General features: G+C 70.9%; 17 protein-coding genes. 8 read left to right on the forward strand and 9 right to left on the reverse strand.

Annotated features, from left to right (window positions below; all coding sequences use genetic code 11):
• Positions 1-39 precede the first annotated feature (39 nt).
• Entirely contained in the window at positions 40-501 is a 462-nt protein-coding gene (locus C3492_RS32670) for a nuclear transport factor 2 family protein (protein WP_103816269.1), read from the forward strand.
• Between the two features lie 17 nt (positions 502-518).
• Here the strand turns inward: C3492_RS32670 and rocD are convergent, their stop codons facing one another.
• The gene (gene rocD / locus C3492_RS32675; protein WP_103816270.1) at positions 519-1,727 is read right to left on the reverse strand and encodes an ornithine--oxo-acid transaminase; all 1,209 of its coding nucleotides are present in this window, start codon (positions 1,725-1,727) and stop codon (positions 519-521) included.
• A gap of 226 nt (positions 1,728-1,953) precedes the next feature.
• Between rocD and C3492_RS32680 the strand changes: the two genes are divergently transcribed.
• The 3 genes from C3492_RS32680 (at position 1,954) to C3492_RS32690 (ending at position 5,255) form a co-directional block, all read left to right on the forward strand.
• Positions 1,954-3,408, forward strand: a complete 1,455-nt coding sequence (locus C3492_RS32680) for a glycine hydroxymethyltransferase (RefSeq protein WP_103816271.1) — start codon at positions 1,954-1,956, stop codon at positions 3,406-3,408.
• A gap of 102 nt (positions 3,409-3,510) precedes the next feature.
• Positions 3,511-4,521, forward strand: a complete 1,011-nt coding sequence (gene trpS / locus C3492_RS32685; RefSeq protein ID WP_181140672.1) for a tryptophan--tRNA ligase — start codon at positions 3,511-3,513, stop codon at positions 4,519-4,521.
• Positions 4,522-4,670: 149 nt separating this feature from the next.
• A complete protein-coding gene (locus tag C3492_RS32690) occupies positions 4,671-5,255 on the forward strand; it encodes a 2'-5' RNA ligase family protein (RefSeq protein ID WP_103816331.1) in 585 nt (194 codons plus the stop codon).
• Here the strand turns inward: C3492_RS32690 and C3492_RS32695 are convergent.
• Positions 5,252-6,007 (reverse strand): decaprenylphospho-beta-D-erythro-pentofuranosid-2-ulose 2-reductase, encoded by a 756-nt coding sequence (locus C3492_RS32695; protein WP_103816273.1) that lies wholly within the window; start codon positions 6,005-6,007, stop codon positions 5,252-5,254. The two genes, C3492_RS32690 and C3492_RS32695, sit on opposite strands and share 4 nt — an antisense overlap.
• Positions 6,008-6,092: 85 nt before the next feature.
• On the opposite strand from C3492_RS32695, the gene C3492_RS32700 reads away from it, so the two are divergent.
• On the forward strand, positions 6,093-7,004 hold the full coding sequence (locus C3492_RS32700) for a YihY/virulence factor BrkB family protein (protein WP_103816332.1): 912 nt from the start codon (positions 6,093-6,095) through the stop codon (positions 7,002-7,004).
• Here C3492_RS32700 and C3492_RS32705 read toward each other — a convergent pair.
• Positions 6,952-8,223 carry a D-alanyl-D-alanine carboxypeptidase family protein gene (locus tag C3492_RS32705; protein WP_103816274.1) on the reverse strand — a complete coding sequence of 424 codons (1,272 nt, stop codon included), beginning with the start codon at positions 8,221-8,223 and terminating at the stop codon, positions 6,952-6,954. The two genes, C3492_RS32700 and C3492_RS32705, sit on opposite strands and share 53 nt — an antisense overlap.
• A gap of 91 nt (positions 8,224-8,314) precedes the next feature.
• On the opposite strand from C3492_RS32705, the gene C3492_RS32710 reads away from it, so the two are divergent.
• The 3 genes from C3492_RS32710 to C3492_RS32720 all read left to right on the forward strand — a co-directional run bounded on the left by C3492_RS32710 (position 8,315) and on the right by C3492_RS32720 (position 11,688).
• Complete coding sequence (locus C3492_RS32710) at positions 8,315-8,554, forward strand: SCO4848 family membrane protein (protein ID WP_030641438.1); 240 nt, start codon at positions 8,315-8,317, stop codon at positions 8,552-8,554.
• Positions 8,555-8,570: 16 nt separating this feature from the next.
• Positions 8,571-9,896 carry a metallophosphoesterase gene (locus tag C3492_RS32715; protein ID WP_103816275.1) on the forward strand — a complete coding sequence of 442 codons (1,326 nt, stop codon included), beginning with the start codon at positions 8,571-8,573 and terminating at the stop codon, positions 9,894-9,896.
• 247 nt (positions 9,897-10,143) lie between these two features.
• A complete protein-coding gene (locus C3492_RS32720) occupies positions 10,144-11,688 on the forward strand; it encodes an ABC transporter substrate-binding protein (RefSeq protein ID WP_103816276.1) in 1,545 nt (514 codons plus the stop codon).
• On the opposite strand, the gene C3492_RS32725 is transcribed toward C3492_RS32720, so the two are convergent.
• The 6 genes from C3492_RS32725 to sdhA all read right to left on the reverse strand — a co-directional run bounded on the left by C3492_RS32725 (position 11,689) and on the right by sdhA (position 17,798).
• A complete protein-coding gene (locus C3492_RS32725; RefSeq protein ID WP_103816277.1) occupies positions 11,689-12,306 on the reverse strand; it encodes a Uma2 family endonuclease in 618 nt (205 codons plus the stop codon).
• Positions 12,307-12,396: 90 nt separating this feature from the next.
• Positions 12,397-13,143 carry a TetR/AcrR family transcriptional regulator gene (locus C3492_RS32730; protein ID WP_103816278.1) on the reverse strand — a complete coding sequence of 249 codons (747 nt, stop codon included), beginning with the start codon at positions 13,141-13,143 and terminating at the stop codon, positions 12,397-12,399.
• Positions 13,144-13,239: 96 nt separating this feature from the next.
• A complete protein-coding gene (locus C3492_RS32735) occupies positions 13,240-13,650 on the reverse strand; it encodes a VOC family protein (RefSeq protein ID WP_103816279.1) in 411 nt (136 codons plus the stop codon).
• Positions 13,651-13,740: 90 nt separating this feature from the next.
• A complete protein-coding gene (locus C3492_RS32740; protein ID WP_103816280.1) occupies positions 13,741-15,108 on the reverse strand; it encodes an FG-GAP and VCBS repeat-containing protein in 1,368 nt (455 codons plus the stop codon).
• Positions 15,109-15,264: 156 nt separating this feature from the next.
• Complete coding sequence (locus tag C3492_RS32745) at positions 15,265-16,044, reverse strand: succinate dehydrogenase iron-sulfur subunit (protein WP_030641455.1); 780 nt, start codon at positions 16,042-16,044, stop codon at positions 15,265-15,267.
• A complete protein-coding gene (gene sdhA, locus C3492_RS32750; RefSeq protein ID WP_103816281.1) occupies positions 16,044-17,798 on the reverse strand; it encodes a succinate dehydrogenase flavoprotein subunit in 1,755 nt (584 codons plus the stop codon). The genes C3492_RS32745 and sdhA overlap by 1 nt, the downstream gene beginning before the upstream one ends.
• Positions 17,799-17,812 lie beyond the last annotated feature (14 nt).

Raw genomic sequence — 17,812 nt, forward strand, 5'->3', positions numbered from 1 at the left:
ACGTCGTTCCGATCTCGTTCCCGACCCGAGGAGGTCGCCGTGCCCGAAGACCGCCCGCCCTACCCGCCGTTCACCCTGGAGACCGCCCGCCAGAAGGTGCAGGCGGCCGAGGACGCCTGGAACACCCGCGACCCCCACCGGGTCGCCCTCGCCTACACCCCGGACTCCGTCTGGCGCAACCGGGACCGGTTCGTCACCGGTCGCGAGGAGATCGTCGCCTTCCTGACCGAGAAGTGGGAGCGCGAGCGGGACTACGCCCTGCGCAAGGGCCTGTGGAGCTTCCACGAGAACCGCATCGCCGTCCGCTTCCAGTACGAGTGCCGCGACGCCCACGGCCAGTGGTGGCGCTCCTACGGCAACGAGCTGTGGGAGTTCGACGAGCACGGCCTGATGCTCCGCCGCGAGGCCAGCATCAACGACGTGGCCATCGAGGAGTCCGACCGGCGCATCTTCGGACCCCGGCCGGCCGACGAGCACGGCGCCGACTTCCCCCTCCACTGACCGGGCGCCGTCCCTGCTCAGGTCCCGGCCAGCACCGCCCGGAGCTGCTCCAGCCCCCAGTCCAGGTCCTCCTCGCCGATCACCAGCGGCGGCGCGATCCGGATGGTCGGCCCGTGGGCGTCCTTGACCAGGACCCCACGGGCCAGCAGCCGCTCGGAGACCTCCCGCCCGGTGCCCACCGCCGGGGACACGTCCACCCCCGCCCACAGCCCCCGTCCACGCACGGCCGTCACCCGGCCCGTGCCGAGCAGCTCGCCCAGCCGTCCGTGCAGCCGCTCGCCCAGCCGCGCCGCCCGCTCCTGGTACTCACCGGTCCGCAGCATCGCGATCACCTCCAGCGCCACCGCACAGGCCAGCGGATTCCCGCCGAACGTCGACCCGTGCTCGCCCGGCCGGTACACCCCGAGCACCGCCGCGCTCGACACCACGGCCGACACCGGCAGGATCCCGCCGCCCAGCGCCTTGCCCAGCACGTACATGTCCGGCACCACCCCCTCGTGCTCGCACGCGAAGGTCCGCCCGGTGCGCCCCAGGCCCGACTGGATCTCGTCGGCGACGAAGAGGACGTTCCGCTCGCGGGTCAGCTCCCGCACCCCGGCCAGATAACCGGCCGGCGGCACGATCACCCCCGACTCGCCCTGGATCGGCTCCAGCAGCACCGCCACCGTGTTCTCCGTCAGCGCCGACCGCATCGCGGTCAGGTCCCCGTACGGCACGATCTCGAAGCCCGGGGTGTACGGGCCGAAGTCCGCGCGGGCCTCCGGATCGGTGGAGAAGCTGATGAGCGTCGTCGTACGACCGTGGAAGTTGCCGCCCGCCACGACGACCTTCGCCATCTCCCCGGGCACCCCCTTCACCCGGTACCCCCACTTGCGGGCCGTCTTCACCGCGCTCTCCACCGCCTCCGCGCCCGTGTTCACGGGCAGCACCATCTCCATCCCGCACAGCTCGGCGAGCTCGGTGCAGAACGCGGCGAACCGGTCGTGGTGGACGGCGCGGGAGGTCAGCGTCACCCGGTCGAGCTGCCGCCGGGCCGCCTCGGCCAGCCGCCGGTTGCCGTGCCCGAAGTTCAGCGCCGAGTAACCGGCCAGCAGGTCCAGATGGCGCCGCCCCGCCACGTCCGTCAGCCACGCCCCCGCACCCGTGGCGATCACCACCGGCAGCGGGTCGTAGGTGGGCGCGCAGTGCGCCTCGGCGGCGGCGATCAGGTCTTCTGCAGCGGTCACGGCCTCTCCCGGAGACGACGCGGACTCGACGGTGACCTCCTTCTTATCCTCGCTCGCATGGTGGACGCGGGACCTGCCGCGCGCGGCGCGCCCGGTAGGCTGACGAGCGGGCCGTGACTGGCGCGCTGGGATGGGACGGACCATCAGGGAGCGGCCCGAGCGGGAAGAGTGCCGTGCGCCTGGGCCGAACGTGAACGCTGTACGCACACCGTCCGGAGGTCCCCCGATGCCCGAGAATTCCGCCTCCCTCTCCACCGAGTCGACCGCCTTCCGTGCCGCCCTCGACGTGATCCGCGCCGTCGAGCCGCGCGTCGCCGACGCCATCGGCCAGGAGGTCACCGACCAGCGCGAGATGCTCAAGCTGATCGCCTCGGAGAACTACGCCTCCCCGGCGACCCTGCTCGCGATGGGCAACTGGTTCAGCGACAAGTACGCCGAGGGCACCGTCGGCCGCCGCTTCTACGCCGGCTGCCGCAACGTCGACACCGTCGAGTCCCTCGCCGCCGAGCACGCCCGCGAACTCTTCGGCGCCCGCCACGCCTACGTCCAGCCGCACTCCGGCATCGACGCCAACCTCGTCGCCTTCTGGGCCGTCCTCGCCGACCGCGTCGAGGCGCCCTTCCTGGAGAAGACCGGCGCCCGCCAGGTCAACGACCTGACCGAGGCCGACTGGGCCGAGCTCCGCCAGGCCTTCGGCAACCAGCGCATGCTCGGCATGTCCCTGGACGCCGGCGGTCACCTCACCCACGGCTTCCGCCCGAACATCTCCGGCAAGATGTTCGACCAGCGCTCCTACGGCACCGACCCGGCCACCGGCCTGATCGACTACGAGGCCCTGCGCGCCCAGGCCCGCGAGTTCAAGCCGCTGATCATCGTCGCCGGCTACTCCGCGTACCCCCGGCTGGTGAACTTCCGGATCATGCGCGAGATCGCCGACGAGGTCGGCGCCACCCTCATGGTCGACATGGCGCACTTCGCCGGCCTGGTCGCGGGCAAGGTCCTCACCGGCGACTTCGACCCGGTCCCGCACGCCCAGATCGTCACCACGACCACCCACAAGTCGCTGCGCGGCCCGCGCGGCGGCATGGTGCTGTGCGACGACTCCCTCAAGGACCAGGTGGACCGCGGCTGCCCGATGGTCCTCGGCGGCCCGCTGCCGCACGTCATGGCCGCCAAGGCCGTCGCCCTGGCCGAGGCCCGGCAGCCCGCCTTCCAGGACTACGCCCAGCGCATCGTGGACAACTCCCGTGCCCTGGCCGAGGGCCTGATGCGCCGTGGCGCCACCCTCGTCACCGGCGGCACCGACAACCACCTCTGCCTGATCGACGTCGCCACCTCCTACGGCCTCACCGGCCGCCAGGCCGAGGCCGCCCTGCTCGATTCCGGCATCGTCACCAACCGCAACGCCATCCCGGCCGACCCGAACGGCGCCTGGTACACCTCCGGCATCCGCATCGGCACCCCGGCGCTCACCACCCGCGGCCTCGGCACGGCGGAGATGGACGAGGTGGCGGGCCTGATCGACCGCGTCCTCAGCACCACCGAACCGGGCACCACCAAGTCCGGCGCCCCGTCCAAGGCGGCCCACGTCCTGGACGAGAAGGTCGCCCAGGAGATCTCCCAGCGAGCCACCGACCTGGTGGCGGGCTTCCCGCTGTACCCGGAGGTCGACCTGGGCTGAGGCGCCCCCTGAAAGGGGCACGGGGAACTGCGCGAGCAACCACGGGCGGCCCGCAGTTCCCCACGCACCGAACCCCGCAAACTCTCTGCGACAATAAAAAGCATGGCTGACCGACCTCGCGTGCTCTCCGGCATCCAGCCCACGGCTGGCTCGTTCCACCTCGGCAACTACCTCGGCGCCGTCCGCCAGTGGGTGGCCCTCCAGGAGTCCCACGACGCGTTCTACATGGTCGTCGACCTGCACGCGATCACGGTCCCGCAGGACCCGAAGGAACTGCGCGCCAACACCCGGCTCGCCGCCGCCCAGCTGCTGGCCGCCGGGCTGGACCCGGACCGCTGCACGCTCTTCGTGCAGAGCCACGTCCCCGAGCACGCCCAGCTCGCCTGGATCATGAACTGCCTCACCGGCTTCGGCGAGGCCGGCCGCATGACCCAGTTCAAGGACAAGTCCGCCAAGCAGGGCTCCGACCGCGCCTCCGTCGGCCTCTTCACGTATCCGATCCTCCAGGTCGCGGACATCCTGCTCTACCAGGCGAACGAGGTGCCCGTCGGCGAGGACCAGCGCCAGCACATCGAGCTGACCCGCGACCTCGCCGAGCGCTTCAACGGCCGCTTCGGCGACACCTTCACGATCCCGAAGCCGTACATCCTCAAGGAGACGGCGAAGATCTACGACCTCCAGGACCCGACGATCAAGATGAGCAAGTCGGCGTCCACGCCGAAGGGCCTCATCAACCTCCTCGACGAGCCGAAGACAACGGCCAAGAAGGTCAAGAGCGCCGTCACCGACACGGACACGGTGATCCGCTACGACGTCGAGAGCAAGCCGGGCGTCTCCAACCTCCTCACCATCTACTCCACGCTCACCGGCAAGACCGTCGCGGAGCTGGAGCAGGAGTACGAGGGCAAGATGTACGGCGCGCTCAAGACGGACCTCGCCGAGGTCATGGTCGAGTTCGTCACGCCGTTCCGCGAGCGCACCCAGCAGTACCTGGACGACTCCGAGTCGCTCGACGCGGTCCTCGCCAAGGGCGCCGAGAAGGCGCGTGCCGTCGCCGCCGAGACCCTCGCGCAGGCGTACGACCGCGTGGGCTTCCTCCCGGCCAAGCACTGAGGCGTACGACCGCACGGGTCCGCGCGGGCAGAGCGCTGCACATCACTTCCGCCGCGCCTGCCCGAAGGACATCCGTGGCCGTACAGTCGATAGCCGACGGCCGGGACGAGACGGCCGACAAGACGACAGACGCGACGACAGGAGACGACGTGGGGACCGTAACGATCGGCGTGTCGATCGCGGTCCCGGAGCCTCACGGCAGCCTGCTCCAGGAGCGGCGCGCGGGCTTCGGCGACGCCGCGGCTCACGGCATCCCCACGCACGTCACGCTGCTGCCGCCGACCGAGGTGGACGAGGCCGACCTGCCGGCGGTCGACGCCCACCTCTCCGAGGTCGCCACCGCCGGCCGGCCGTTCCCGATGCGGCTGTCCGGCACCGGCACCTTCCGCCCCCTGTCGCCGGTGGTCTACGTCCGGGTCGTCCAGGGCGCCGACGCGTGCGCTTGGCTCCAGCAGCGCATCCGGGACGCCTCCGGGCCGGTGGCGCGCGAGCTGCAGTTCCCGTACCACCCGCACGTCACCGTGGCCCACGGCATCGACGACGCGGCCATGGACCGCGCCTTCGAGGAACTGGCGGAGTTCGAGGCCGAGTGGCCGTGCACCGGCTTCGCGCTGTACGAGCAGGGCGCCGACGGCGTCTGGCGCAAGCTGCGCGAGTACACCTTCGGGGGGCCCGTGGTACCGCCCCAGCCGGGCCACGCGGAAGTGGAACGGGGCACGATCGCCAGCCGTTAGGCCATCAGGCGGCGGTACACGACGCGGGGCACGTGCCGCAGGGCGGTCATCAGCAGACGGAGCGCGCCCGGCACCCACACCGTCTCCGAGCGGCGGCGCAGGCCCAGTTCGATGGCCGTGGCGACCGCCTCCGGCGTACTGGCGAACGGTGTCCGCATCCCGCCGGCCGCCCTTCCCGTCCGGACGGACCAGGGGCGTACGACCATGACGTGGACGCCGGTGCCGTGCAGGGCGTCGCCGAGGCCCTGGGCGAAGACGTCGAGGCCGGCCTTGCTGGAGCCGTAGATGAAGTCGGCGCGGCGGGCGCGTTCGGCGGCGGCGGAGGACAGCACGACGAGTGAGCCGTGGCCCTGGGTCTGCAGGGCACGCCCGGCGACCAGGCCGGCCGAGACGGCGCCGGTGTAGTTGGTCTGGGCGACCCGCACGGCCCGCACCGGGTCGCGTTCGTCGTGCGCCTGGTCGCCGAGGACGCCGAAGGCGAGCAGCACCATGTCGACCGGCCCGTCGGCGAACACCTTGCCGAGGACGGCCTCGTGGGACTCGGGATCGAGCGCGTCGAAGGCGACGGTGTGCACGTCCGCGCCGAGCGCGCGCAGGCTCCCGGCGGCGTCCTCCAGCGCCGGGGAGGGGCGGCCCGCCAGCCACACCGTGCGGGTGCGGCGGGCGATCAGCCGGCGCGCGGTGGCCAGCGCGATCTCGGACGTGCCGCCGAGGACGAGCAGGGACTGGGGCAGATCGGTGGCGTCCTTCATGACAGCCGACCGTATCGCCCATATATGACCGTTCTGCCGGAGAAACGCGGTGTTGACGCCCATGGGCAGCGGGCACAGTCGGATCATGGACTGGCTGAAGAGGCTTCCCGGCATCGGGCCGATCGTCACCCGGCTGATGCTCACGCACGCGTGGCGGTGCTACGAGCGGCTGGACCGGGTGAAGTGGACCAGGCTCGCCGCCGCCATGACGTTCGTCAGCTTCGTGGCGCTGTTCCCGCTGCTGACCGTGGCCGCCGCGATCACCGCCGCCACGCTCAGCCAGGCCAGCCAGAAGACCGTGGAACACCGGATCGCCGACCAGTTCCCGGGCCTGGCCGACCAGTTGGACCTCACCTCCCTGGTGCAGAACGCGGGCACGGTCGGCGTCATCGCGGGCGCGGTCCTGCTGTTCACGGGCATCGGCTGGGTCGGCCAGGTCCGGGACTGCCTGCGCGCGGTGTGGGAGCTGCCGGACCGCGAGGAGAACCCGGTCGTCACCAAGGCCAAGGACGCCGTCATCCTGCTCGGCTTCGGCGGCGCCCTGCTGCTCACCCTCGCCGCGTCCACCCTCGCCTCGGCCGCCGTCGGCCTGGTCTCCCGGCAGATCGGCCTGGACGAGCACAGCTGGGGCAGCGTCCTGTTGCAGATCGCCGCGTTCGCCGTCGCCGTGCTCGCCGACTTCCTCGTCCTGCTCTACGTCCTGACCCTGCTGCCCGGGGTCGAGCCGCCGCGCCGCCGGCTGCTCGTCGCCGCGCTGCTCGGTGCGGTCGGCTTCGAACTGCTGAAGCTGCTCCTCAGCGGCTACATCCAGGGGGTCGCCGCGAAGAGCATGTACGGCGCGTTCGGCGTCCCCGTGGCACTGCTGCTGTGGATCAACTTCACGGCCAAACTGGTCTTGTTCTGCGCCTCCTGGACGGCGACGCCGAGCAAGGAGGCGGCGGGGATCAGGGACGCGCCCGACGGCGCATCAGGTCCGGCAGCGGCCACCGGCGGTTGACCAGGAACGCCCCGCCCCCGAGCAGCAACAGCAGCCCGCCCGCGACGGCGAGGGCGATCCCGACCCCTCCGGAGCCGGACCCGGCGGTGGCGCTCGCCACGGGCTTCGCCCCCGGCCCGCCGGTCCCGGCCGCCTGCCCCGCCCCCTGCCCCGCCCCCTGCCCCGGGTCCTGTGCGGCGGACGTGGCGGGGCCGGGCTGCGGGGTCGCCGAGGAGGCGCTCCTCGGCGGCACCAGCTCGCCCACCGCGTTGACCTTGCCGACCGCCTGGAAACCCCAGTCGAACAGCTTCGCGGTCTCCTTGTAGACCTCGTTGTGCTCGTGCTTCTCCGGGTTCATCACCGTGACCAGCAGCACCTTGCCGTTCCGCTCGGCGACCCCGGTGAAGGTGGCACCCGCGTGCGTGGTGTTGCCGTTCTTCACGCCCGCGATGCCCTGGTAGACGGGGACGTCGGTGTCGCCGCTCAGCAGCCGGTTGGTGTTCCGGATCTCGGCGGAGCCGAACTTCGCGCTCACCGTCGAGCAGTAGTCGCGGAAGTCCTTCTTCTGCAGCCCGGAGCGGGCGAACAGCGTCAGGTCGTACGCCGACGACACCTGCCCCGGCGCGTCGTAGCCGTCCGGCGAGACCACGGTCGTGTCCAGGGCCTGGAGTTCCTCGGCGTGGTCCTGCATGTCCTGGACGGTCTGCTTGATGCCGCCGTTCATCCGGGACAGCACGTGCACGGCGTCGTTGCCCGAGCGCAGGAAGACCCCGAGCCACAGATCCTGGACGGAGTAGGTGGCGCCCTCCTTTATCCCGACCACGCTGGAGCCGACGCCCACTCCCTTGAGGTCCGACGCCGCCACCTTGTGCTGGGTGGCCTTGGGGAACCGGGGCAGCACGGTGTCCGCGAACAGCATCTTCAGCGTGCTCGCCGGGGGCAGTCGCCAGTGCGCGTTGTGCGCGGCGAGGACCTCCCCGGACTCGGCGTCGGAGACGATCCAGGAACGGGCGGTGAGGTCCTTGGGCAGGACCGGCACACCGGGGGCGAGGTTGACCTGCGTGCCCGGCATGCCGAGCCGGGCGCCGCCCACGGTGGACATCTGGGCCGGGGGTGTGGCCGTCGGGCTCGTCGAGGGGGTCGGCGCGGCCAGGGCGGCGGGCGCGGTGACGGACAGGGACAGCAGGGTGGCTGAGGTGACCAGCAGGGATCGCCTGACGGTCGTGTTCGGTGCGGGCACGACCGAGAACGTACCCGGACCCGACCGCGAAGTCCCGCGCCCCCTCCCACCCCCGGCACGGAACCGGACACGGGACGGCGATACTGGACTCATGAAGCTCAGCCGCCCGGTCTCCTGGTTCCTGCTCGCGTTCGGGGTGTGGTCCTGGGTCATCTGGGTCACTTTCGTCAAGAACCTGGTCAAGGACAGCAGCGGGCTCGCCTTCGACGACGGTCACCCGACCGCGTACTTCTGGGTGCATCTGCTGCTGGCGGTCGTCTCCTTCGTATTGGGGACGGTCATCGGGGTCATCGGGTTGCGCGGTCTGCGCGCACTGCGCCGGAACTCATAGCGGGGGAACGGCCGGGGTGGTCATCGTCTTCGCGCTCGTCGCACTGGCCGTCCTGGCCGTCGTCGCGGGCCTGCACCGGTACGTGTGGCGGCGCCTGGTCCGCGACACCACACGCGGTCCGGGCCCGGCCCGCCGCGCCGGCACCGCCGTGTTCGTCACCGGCCCGGTCCTGACGATCGGAGCCCTGGTCGCCGAACGCGCGGGCGCCCCCTTCTGGCTCCAGCGCACCCTCGCCTGGCCGGGCTTCCTGTGGATGGCCCTGGCGCTGTACCTGCTGCTGGCGGTCCTGGCCTCCGAAGCCGTACGCCCGCTCGTGAACCGCCTGACCCGACGCATCGCGCCCGTCCCCCTCGACCACCCGAGCCCGGCCCCCGCGGCTTCACCTCTCGGCCGACCGAGTCGGGTGGTGGGTGGGCAGGGTCCGGGGGTCCAGGGGGCGGAGCCCCCTGGGGCGGTCACCGCGGCACCGGCACAGGCGCAGACACCCGCACAGGCACAGACACCACGCGCCCAGGAACCCACCCGGCGCCTCGTCGTCTCCCGCCTCCTCGCCGGCGCGGCCACCACCGCCGCCGTGGCGACAGTCGGCCACGGCACCTACGGAGTCCTCAACGGCCCCCGGGTCACCCGCGTCACCGTCCCGCTGACCAAGCTCCCACGAGCGGCGAACGGCTTCCGCATAGCCGTCGTCAGCGACATCCACCTCGGCCCCGTCCTCGGCCGGGGCTTCGCACAGCGGGTCGTCGACACGGTCAACGCCACCCAGCCGGACCTGATCGCGGTCGTCGGCGACCTGGTCGACGGCAGCGTCAAGGACCTGGGCCCGGCCGCCGCCCCCCTCGCCCGGCTCAGCGCCCGCCACGGCGCGTACTTCGTCACGGGCAACCACGAGTACTTCTCCGGCGTCGAGCAGTGGATCGAAGAGGTCCGCGACCTCGGCCTGCACCCGCTCCAGAACGCCCGCACCGAGCTGCCGTACTTCGACCTGGCCGGCGTCAACGACGTCCAGGGCGAGAGCGAGGGCCAGGGCCCGGACTTCGCCAGGGCACTCGGCGACCGGGACCCGGCACGCGCGTGCGTGCTGCTCGCCCACCAGCCGGTGCAGATCCACGAGGCCGTACGGCACGGCGTCGACCTCCAGCTCTCCGGCCACACCCACGGCGGCCAGCTCTGGCCCGGCAGCCTCCTCGCCGCCGCGGCCAACCCGACGGTCGCCGGTCTCGACCGCTACGGCGACACGCAGTTGTACGTCAGCAGGGGCGCTGGCGCCTGGGGTCCTCCCACGCGCGTGGGGGCGCCCTCGGACGTGACGGTGATCGAGCTGGCCGCCAGGCGCGCATGAGCCGCGGAACCCGCTGAGCCGCCCCCCCGTTCGACCGGAACCGCTCCCACGTCTGTGGAGGAGCTGTGAAACCCGGCGGAAACAACGCCTCGGTAAGTTCTTTCACAACTGGTCAGAAAGCCCTTCCCCACGGTGAAACCGGTGTGATTAGGTGAGCCGCGCCACTTAGGGGAGTGGCCGATTCATGCTGGGCCAGGGGTAGGGCCTTGACGGGCCTGGGGAGGGCACCACCATGCGATCTGTTCGCATGCGGATTCTCGTGACGCTGCTCGTGCTGGCGGTCGTGGGGATCGGCGGCTGGCAGCTGCTGCCGTCGCAGGAGGACAAGAGCAAGACCATCACCGTCGGTACGACGGACGCGGTCACCGCACTCGACCCGGCCGGTGCCTACGACGCCGGTTCCTGGGCGCTGTTCAGCAATGTGTTCCAGTCGTTGCTGACGTTCGAGCCCGGCGGGGTCGAGCCGGTCCCGGACGCGGCGCAGAGCTGCGCGTTCGAGGGCAGCGGCCTCAGGACGTACCGGTGCACCCTGCGCTCCGGGATCACCTTCCCCAGCGGGCGCGCCATGACGGCGGAGGACGTGAAGTACTCCTTCGACCGGGTCAAGAAGATCAACTCCGATGTCGGCCCGGCGTCCCTGTTCGACACGCTCGCCTCGGTGACCGCCGACGACGCGCACACCGTCACCTTCCACCTCTCGTCCGCGGACGCCACCTTCCCGCTGAAGGTCGCCACCGGCGCCGGCTCGATCGTGGACAAGGACAAGTACCCCGCCGACGCCCTGCGCACGGGCAGCGCCGTCGACGGCACCGGGCCGTACACGCTGACGGCGTACGCCAAGGACCAGAAGGCCGACCTCGCGCCGAACGAGCACTACAAGGGCTATCTCAGTGGCGTCGGCCGCCCGGTCGAGCTGCGGTACTACGCCGACTCCGCGAAGCTGGACCAGGCGTGGAAGGGCCGGAAGGTCGACGTGGCCACCCGGACCCTGCCGCCGGGCGTGCTCTCCGAGCTGAATCCGAGCGATCCCGGGCAGCGGGTCACCGAGTCCGACAGCGCCGAGACCCGCAACCTGTACCTCAACACCCGCTCCGGTTCCCCGCTGCACGACGTGCGGGTGCGCCGGGCGATGGCCTGGCTGGTCAACCGTGAGCAGCTCGCCACGACGGTGTACGAGGGCACGGTCGACCCGCTGTACTCGCTGATTCCGACGGGCATCACCGGCCACACCACGTCGTTCTTCGACTCCTACCCGACCCAGAGCACCGACAAGGCGCGCCGGCTGCTCACCGAGGCCGGGGTGAGCCTGCCGGTCCGCTTCACCCTCGGCTACGGCATCGGCCGGGGCGCGGGCGCGGAGGAGTCCGCGGAGCTGAAGAAGCAGCTGGAGGCGGGTGGCCTGTTCAAGGTGGACGTCAAGGGCTACGAGTGGACCGACTTCCAGAAGCGCTGGGCCGCCGGGAAGATGGACGCCTGGGCGGTCGGCTGGGTCGCCGACTACCCCGACCCGGACACCTTCGGCGGCCCGCTCGTCGGCACCGGCTCCACCATGAGCACCGGGTACAGCAACAAGCTGGTGGACCACCTCATCCTGGACAGCCGGCAGTACGCCGACCGCACCCGGGCCGCGAAGGACTTCAAGGACATCCAGACGGACGTGGCCGAGGACGTCCCGCTGATCCCGCTGTGGCAGCGCAAGGAGTACGTGGTGAGCACCGAGGACGTGGGCGGCGGCCAGTACCTGTCGGACGGCACGGGCGTGTTCCGCCTGTGGCGGCTGACCTGGATCTGATCAGTCGGCCTTCTTCTGCCCGGCCTTGATGATCTGCTCCACGTCGAGCGCGACCTCGGCGCCGATCGAGTCGGGCAGCGTCACCGTCTCGCCGGGGGCGTGGACACGGTGGTTCGCGTACTCGCTCCCGGCGGGCTCCGTGAGGACGTGGAGGCGCTGGTGCTTGCGGTCGACCACGAGATAGACCGGCACCTTGGCCTCGGCGTACGCGCCGACCTTGGTCTTCAGGTCGTCCCGCCAGTTGCCGGAGGTGACCTCCAGGACCAGGCGGAAGCAGACCGGGTCGTAGGCGTTGTTCTCGATGAAGTGGTCGTCGATGTCGGCGTCCACGACGACCAGGTCGGGGATGCAGTAGTCCTCGGCCCCGGTAGGGAGCTTGATCGCGACGCTCTGGAGCACCTCTGTCTCCGCGCCGTGCAGTCCGGCGGCGAGGAAGGGAATCATGAGATCGGTCAGAACGCGGGCGTGGGGGGCATCCGGTGAAGGGGTCACGAGGAGATGGCCTCCGATGATCTCGACGCGGTAGCCCGGATGGCGCTCCATGATCTCGTCGGCGATGGCCGTGAGGGAGAACGGCTCGTCGGCGTCGAAGGGCTGCTCGACGGATGCGGCGGACATCGCGTGCCTCCTAGGGGCTGGTGTCGAGAGCATCATCGTAGGCAGCCAGGGCCCCGGGCGTCGTGTTCCCGCGCGTTCACCCGCAAGTGATCACTCGCCCTCCCGGCCCCCCCGCCCCGGGTCCGGCAGGGCCTTCGTCATCCCCGGCAGGAAGTCCGTGAACAGCTCGTGGACCTCCAGGACCAGGGGCCGCAGGACCCGGAACCGGGCCAGCGAGACACCGCGGGCGGTCAGGCGGGCCCCCCGCCGCGCCAGCCGGTAACTGCGCTCCCGCCCCTCCGTGCGGTCGAAGATCCAGTACAGGACCAGGCCCATCTGGGCCAGCCACATCAGCTCCGGGAGCACGTCCCGCAGCTCGGGGGCCACCTTGGACTTCGAACCGGCCAGCACCTCCCGGTGCACGCTGACGGCCTGCTCGCGCGCGTGCTCGCTCTCCGGTGAGAAGGGGCTGAGCGGGCTGTCCGGATCGGCGGCGTTCTTGAAGAACTGGACGGCGAACTCGTGGTACGGCCGGGCGATGTCCAGCCACGCGGTCAGCACGCCCGCGAGCCGCGCCTCCAGGTCGGTCTCCCGGTCCAGGACCTCCCGGACCACCGCCCGGTGCTCGGCGGCGATCCGGTCGTAGAAGCCCTGGATCAGGTGTTCCTTGCCCTCGAAGTAGTAGTAGGCGTTGCCGACGGAGACCCCGGCCTCCTTGGCGATGGCCCGCATCGTCGTCTTGTCGTACCCGCGCTCCTGGAACAACCGCATCGCGGTCTCCAGGATCAGCGCGCGGGTCTGCTCGGACTTGCTGCTCTGGGGGCCGGCCGCCTCGGGACCGTCGTTCTTCGCGGGCACGGTAGGAGCCTAACGACTGGCCGGGGGCCGCCACGGAGCAGGACGGCGGGGAGCACCTCCGGCCTCTCGTCGCCACCCGGGGTGGTCGCGGTGTCCTCAGGCTCTGCGGCCCAGTGCCGGGCGCTTGGTGTAGTCCGTGAAGCCGAGGACGTTCCCCCAGGGGTCGGCGATCTCCACCGTCCAGCCGGTGGCCACCGGGAAGACCTCGTCCAGGGGTTCGATGCCGGCGGCGGCCAGCTCCCGCGCCGCCGCCCGCGCGTCCGGCACCTCCAGCCAGACGCGCGGCGAAGGCCAGGGCGGGGTCCGCCGCCGCAGCTCCTCCTCCGCGCGCAGCAGGATGCCGGGCGTCTCCCCGCCGACCTTCAGCTGCGCGATCCCGCCCTCGTCGAACCGGAAGCCCACGGCGAACCCGGCCCGCTCGTAGAAGGCGACGGCCTCGCCGAGGTCGCCGACGGGGAGCAGCACGTTGTCGAAACCGAGCAGTTCGTACGACTCTTCGTCTGACATGTCGTCACATTAGGATTCTTGCTCCCGGGAAGCGAGGAGCCCCACCGGAGCGGCCTTCCGGTGGGGCTCCCAGGTTGACCCGTCAGTGGCTCACTGCGGGAAGCCGGGGTCCAGGTCGGACTGCGACGCGCCGCTGGTCGTGACGCCCTTGGCGGACCCGTGCAGCAGCAGGCCCTTGCGGTAGAGGTCACCGGAGACCAGCAGGTCGGCGTCGCCGTCCCGGTCGAAGTCCCGCAGCCGGACGAACAGGCCGAACGCCTCGGAGTCGGCCGGGCCGCCCGGTACGCCCGCGGTGGCCCGGGTGAACCACTGCGAGCCGGTGCCGGTCAGGCCGCTCCTGCCGCCCCGCAGGACGTGCACGCCGCCCGCGTTCTCGACCGAGCCGACCTCCTCCTCGGGCACGCCCACCGCGAGGTCCGGGTAGCCGTCGCGGTTGGTGTCGCCGGCGGAGAGGGCGTAACCGAAGCGGTCGTTCCTGCCGGCGGCGGTCGCCACGCCGGAGGTGGACTGGGACAGCCGGTAGGAGGTGGCCGGCCCGCTCGCGCCGCCGCGCAGCACCAGCACGGAGCCCGCGCCCTTGTTGTACGGCGTGTCGCTGACGGCCAGGTCGCCGTAGCCGTTCTTGTCGAAGTCGGCGATCACGCCGGTCGCGCGGTAGTCCACCTGGGTGGCGTTGTACGTCGTGTACTTCCCGCGCTTGATCGTGGAGCCGCCCTGCACGAACCACGCCGCCTGCGTCGTCCTGCCGTTCCGGTAGCCCTGGCCGAGCACGTACAGGTCGGTGGCCTTGTCCTTGGTCACCTTGCCGGCGACGATCGCGGACGGTTCCAGCACCTCGGCACCGCTGGGGCTGACCTCCAGCTTGGTGACGCTGCCCGTCGTACCGGACTGGGAGAAGCCGCCCCGGTAGACGAAGAGGGTGCCCGTGACGTCGGCGACGGCCAGGTCCGGCTTGCCGTCGCCGTTGAAGTCACCGGAGGCCAGGGCCGCGCCGAACGCGGTCGTCGACTTGGCCGGGATGCGCGTGGCCTTCGCCCCGAGGCCCGCCTTGGCGCCCCACAGGATGGTGACCGCACCCGCCCCGGCCTTCGTACCGACCTTCTCGCTGCGGTCGGCGACGGCGAGGTCGGCGTACCCGTCACGGTTGAAGTCGGCGTTCGCGACCTGGTCCCCGAACGTGTCGGCGTATCCTCCGGCATCCCCGGCCTTGCCCGGGACGCCGGGGCTGTCCTGCGTGAAGGTGACCGACTTGGACCCCGGCCCGCCGGCCGTGCCGTAGGTGACCGTGACCTCGCCACCCCAGCCGGAGGCGTAGTCCCGGTACCCGTCGCCGTTGAAGTCGTCGGCGTACTTGGCGGGTGTCACCGCGGCCGCCGTCCCTGCCGTGAAGGCCAGCAGTCCGCCGGTGAGCGAGAGCGCCGTGGCCGTCGCCACGGCGAGCTTCCTGTGCGTGCGCATGTGTCTCCTTGATCGCGTACACCCACAGGACCCACGACAACGCCGCACAGTTGTACGGCGCCCTCCGGCCGGGCGGCACCCCGCCACCATGACAAGGACCCCGCCCCCGGTACGGAACCGGGGGCGGGGCCCGAGTGTTTCAGGCGCGTCCGTGGATCAGTAGCGGCGCGTGATCAGGGCGCGCTTCACTTCCTGGATCGCCTTCGTGACCTCGATACCGCGCGGGCAGGCGTCCGTGCAGTTGAAGGTCGTGCGGCAACGCCACACGCCGTCACGGTCGTTGAGGATCTCCAGCCGCTGCTCGCCGGCCTCGTCACGCGAGTCGAAGATGAAGCGGTGGGCGTTCACGATCGCGGCCGGACCGAAGTACTGGCCGTCGTTCCAGAACACCGGGCAGGAGGAGGTGCAGGCCGCGCACAGGATGCACTTCGTCGTGTCGTCGAAGCGCTCGCGGTCCTCCGGGGACTGGTAGCGCTCCCGGGTGGGCTCGTTCGTCTCCTTGACGACCAGGAACGGCATGACGTCCCGGTACGCCTGGAAGAACGGCTCCATGTCCACGACCAGGTCCTTCAGGACCGTCAGGCCCTTGATGGGCTCGACCGTGATCGGCTTCTCGGGGTTGATGTCCTTGATCAGCGTCTTGCAGGCAAGGCGGTTCTTGCCGTTGATCCGCATCGCGTCCGAGCCGCAGATGCCGTGCGCGCACGAGCGGCGGAAGGTGAGGGTGCCGTCGACGTCCCACTTGATCTTGTGGAGGCCGTCGAGGACCCGCTCCTTGGGGTCGATCTCCAGCTGGAAGTCTTCCCAGGTGGCCTCCGCCGCGACCTCCGGGTTGAACCGGCGGATGCGGAAGGTGACCGTGATGTAGGGGGAGTCGGCGAAGCCGGGCTCGGGCTGGCCGGCCGCGTCCGCCTTGTCCAGAACAGGGGTAGCCATCAGTACTTACGCTCCATCGGCTGGTAGCGGGTCTGGACGACCGGCTTGTAGTCGAGACGGACGGTTTCCGAGCCGTCGGCGCCGACCTCGCGGTACGCCATGGTGTGGCGCATGAAGTTGACGTCGTCGCGGTTCGGGTAGTCCTCGCGGTAGTGACCACCGCGGGACTCCTTGCGGGCGAGGGCCGACACCGCCATGACCTCGGCCAGGTCGAGCAGGTTGCCCAGCTCGATCGCCTCCAGCAGGTCCGTGTTGAAACGCCTGCCCTTGTCCTGGATCGCCACGTTCTTGTAGCGCTCCTTCAGCTCGGCGATCTTCTCGACCGCCGTCTTGATCGTCTGCTCGGTGCGGAACACCATGACGTTGGCGTCCATGGTCTCCTGCAGCTCGCGGCGGATCGTCGCCACCCGCTCGTTGCCGGTGGAGGTGCGCAGCCGCTCGATCTGCTCGACGACGAAGGACTCCGGGGCGTCCGGCAGCTCGACGTGGTCGGCCTTCGCCGAGTACTCGGCGGCGGCGATGCCCGCGCGGCGGCCGAAGACGTTGATGTCCAGCAGCGAGTTGGTGCCGAGCCGGTTGGCGCCGTGCACCGACACGCAGGCGACCTCGCCGGCCGCGTACAGACCCGGGACGACCGTGGTGTTGTCCGCCAGGACCTCGCCCATGACGTTCGTCGGGATGCCGCCCATCGCGTAGTGCGCGGTCGGCTGGATCGGGATCGGGTCCGTGTACGGCTCGATGCCGAGGTAGGTCCGCGCGAACTCGGTGATGTCCGGGAGCTTGGCGTCCAGCTGCTCCGGCGGCAGGTGGGTCAGGTCCAGGTAGACGTGGTCGCCCTCGGGACCACAGCCACGGCCCTCGCGGATCTCCGTGTAGATGGAGCGGGACACGACGTCACGGGACGCCAGGTCCTTCATGACGGGAGCGTACTTCTCCATGAAGCGCTCGCCGTCCTTGTTGCGCAGGATGCCGCCCTCACCGCGGGCGCCCTCGGTGAGCAGGATGCCCATGCGCCAGATGCCGGTCGGGTGGAACTGGAAGAACTCCATGTCCTCCAGCGGGAGGCCGCGCCGGTAGACCGCCGCCTGACCGTCACCGGTCAGCGTGTGGGCGTTCGACGTCACCTTGAAGAACTTGCCGGTACCGCCGGAGGCGTAGATGACGGCCTTCGCCTGGAAGACGTGGATCTCACCGGTGGCGAGCTCGTACGCCACCACACCGGCCGACTTCTTGACGCCGTCGACCTCGGTGATCAGCTGGTCCAGGACGTAGAACTCGTTGAAGAACTCCACGCCCTCCTTGACGCAGTTCTGGTACAGCGTCTGGAGGATCATGTGGCCGGTGCGGTCCGCGGCGTAGCAGGACCGGCGGACCGGGGCCTCGCCGTGGTTGCGGCTGTGACCGCCGAAGCGGCGCTGGTCGATGGTGCCGTTCGGCGTCCGGTTGAACGGCAGGCCCATCTTCTCCAGGTCGAGGACGGCGTCGATGGCCTCCTTCGCCAGGATCTCGGCGGCGTCCTGGTCGACCAGGTAGTCACCGCCCTTGACCGTGTCGAAGGTGTGCCACTCCCAGTTGTCCTCCTCCACGTTGGCCAGCGCGGCGGCCATGCCGCCCTGCGCGGCGCCCGTGTGGGAGCGGGTGGGGTAGAGCTTGGTCAGGACCGCGGTGCGGCTGCGCTTCGTCGCCTCGATGGCGGCGCGCATGCCCGCGCCGCCGGCGCCGACGATGACGGTGTCGTACTTGTGGATCTTCATGATTCTCGCAGCCC

This window comes from Streptomyces sp. Ru62 (assembly GCF_002920615.1).
Classification (GTDB): Bacteria; Actinomycetota; Actinomycetes; order Streptomycetales; family Streptomycetaceae; genus Streptomyces.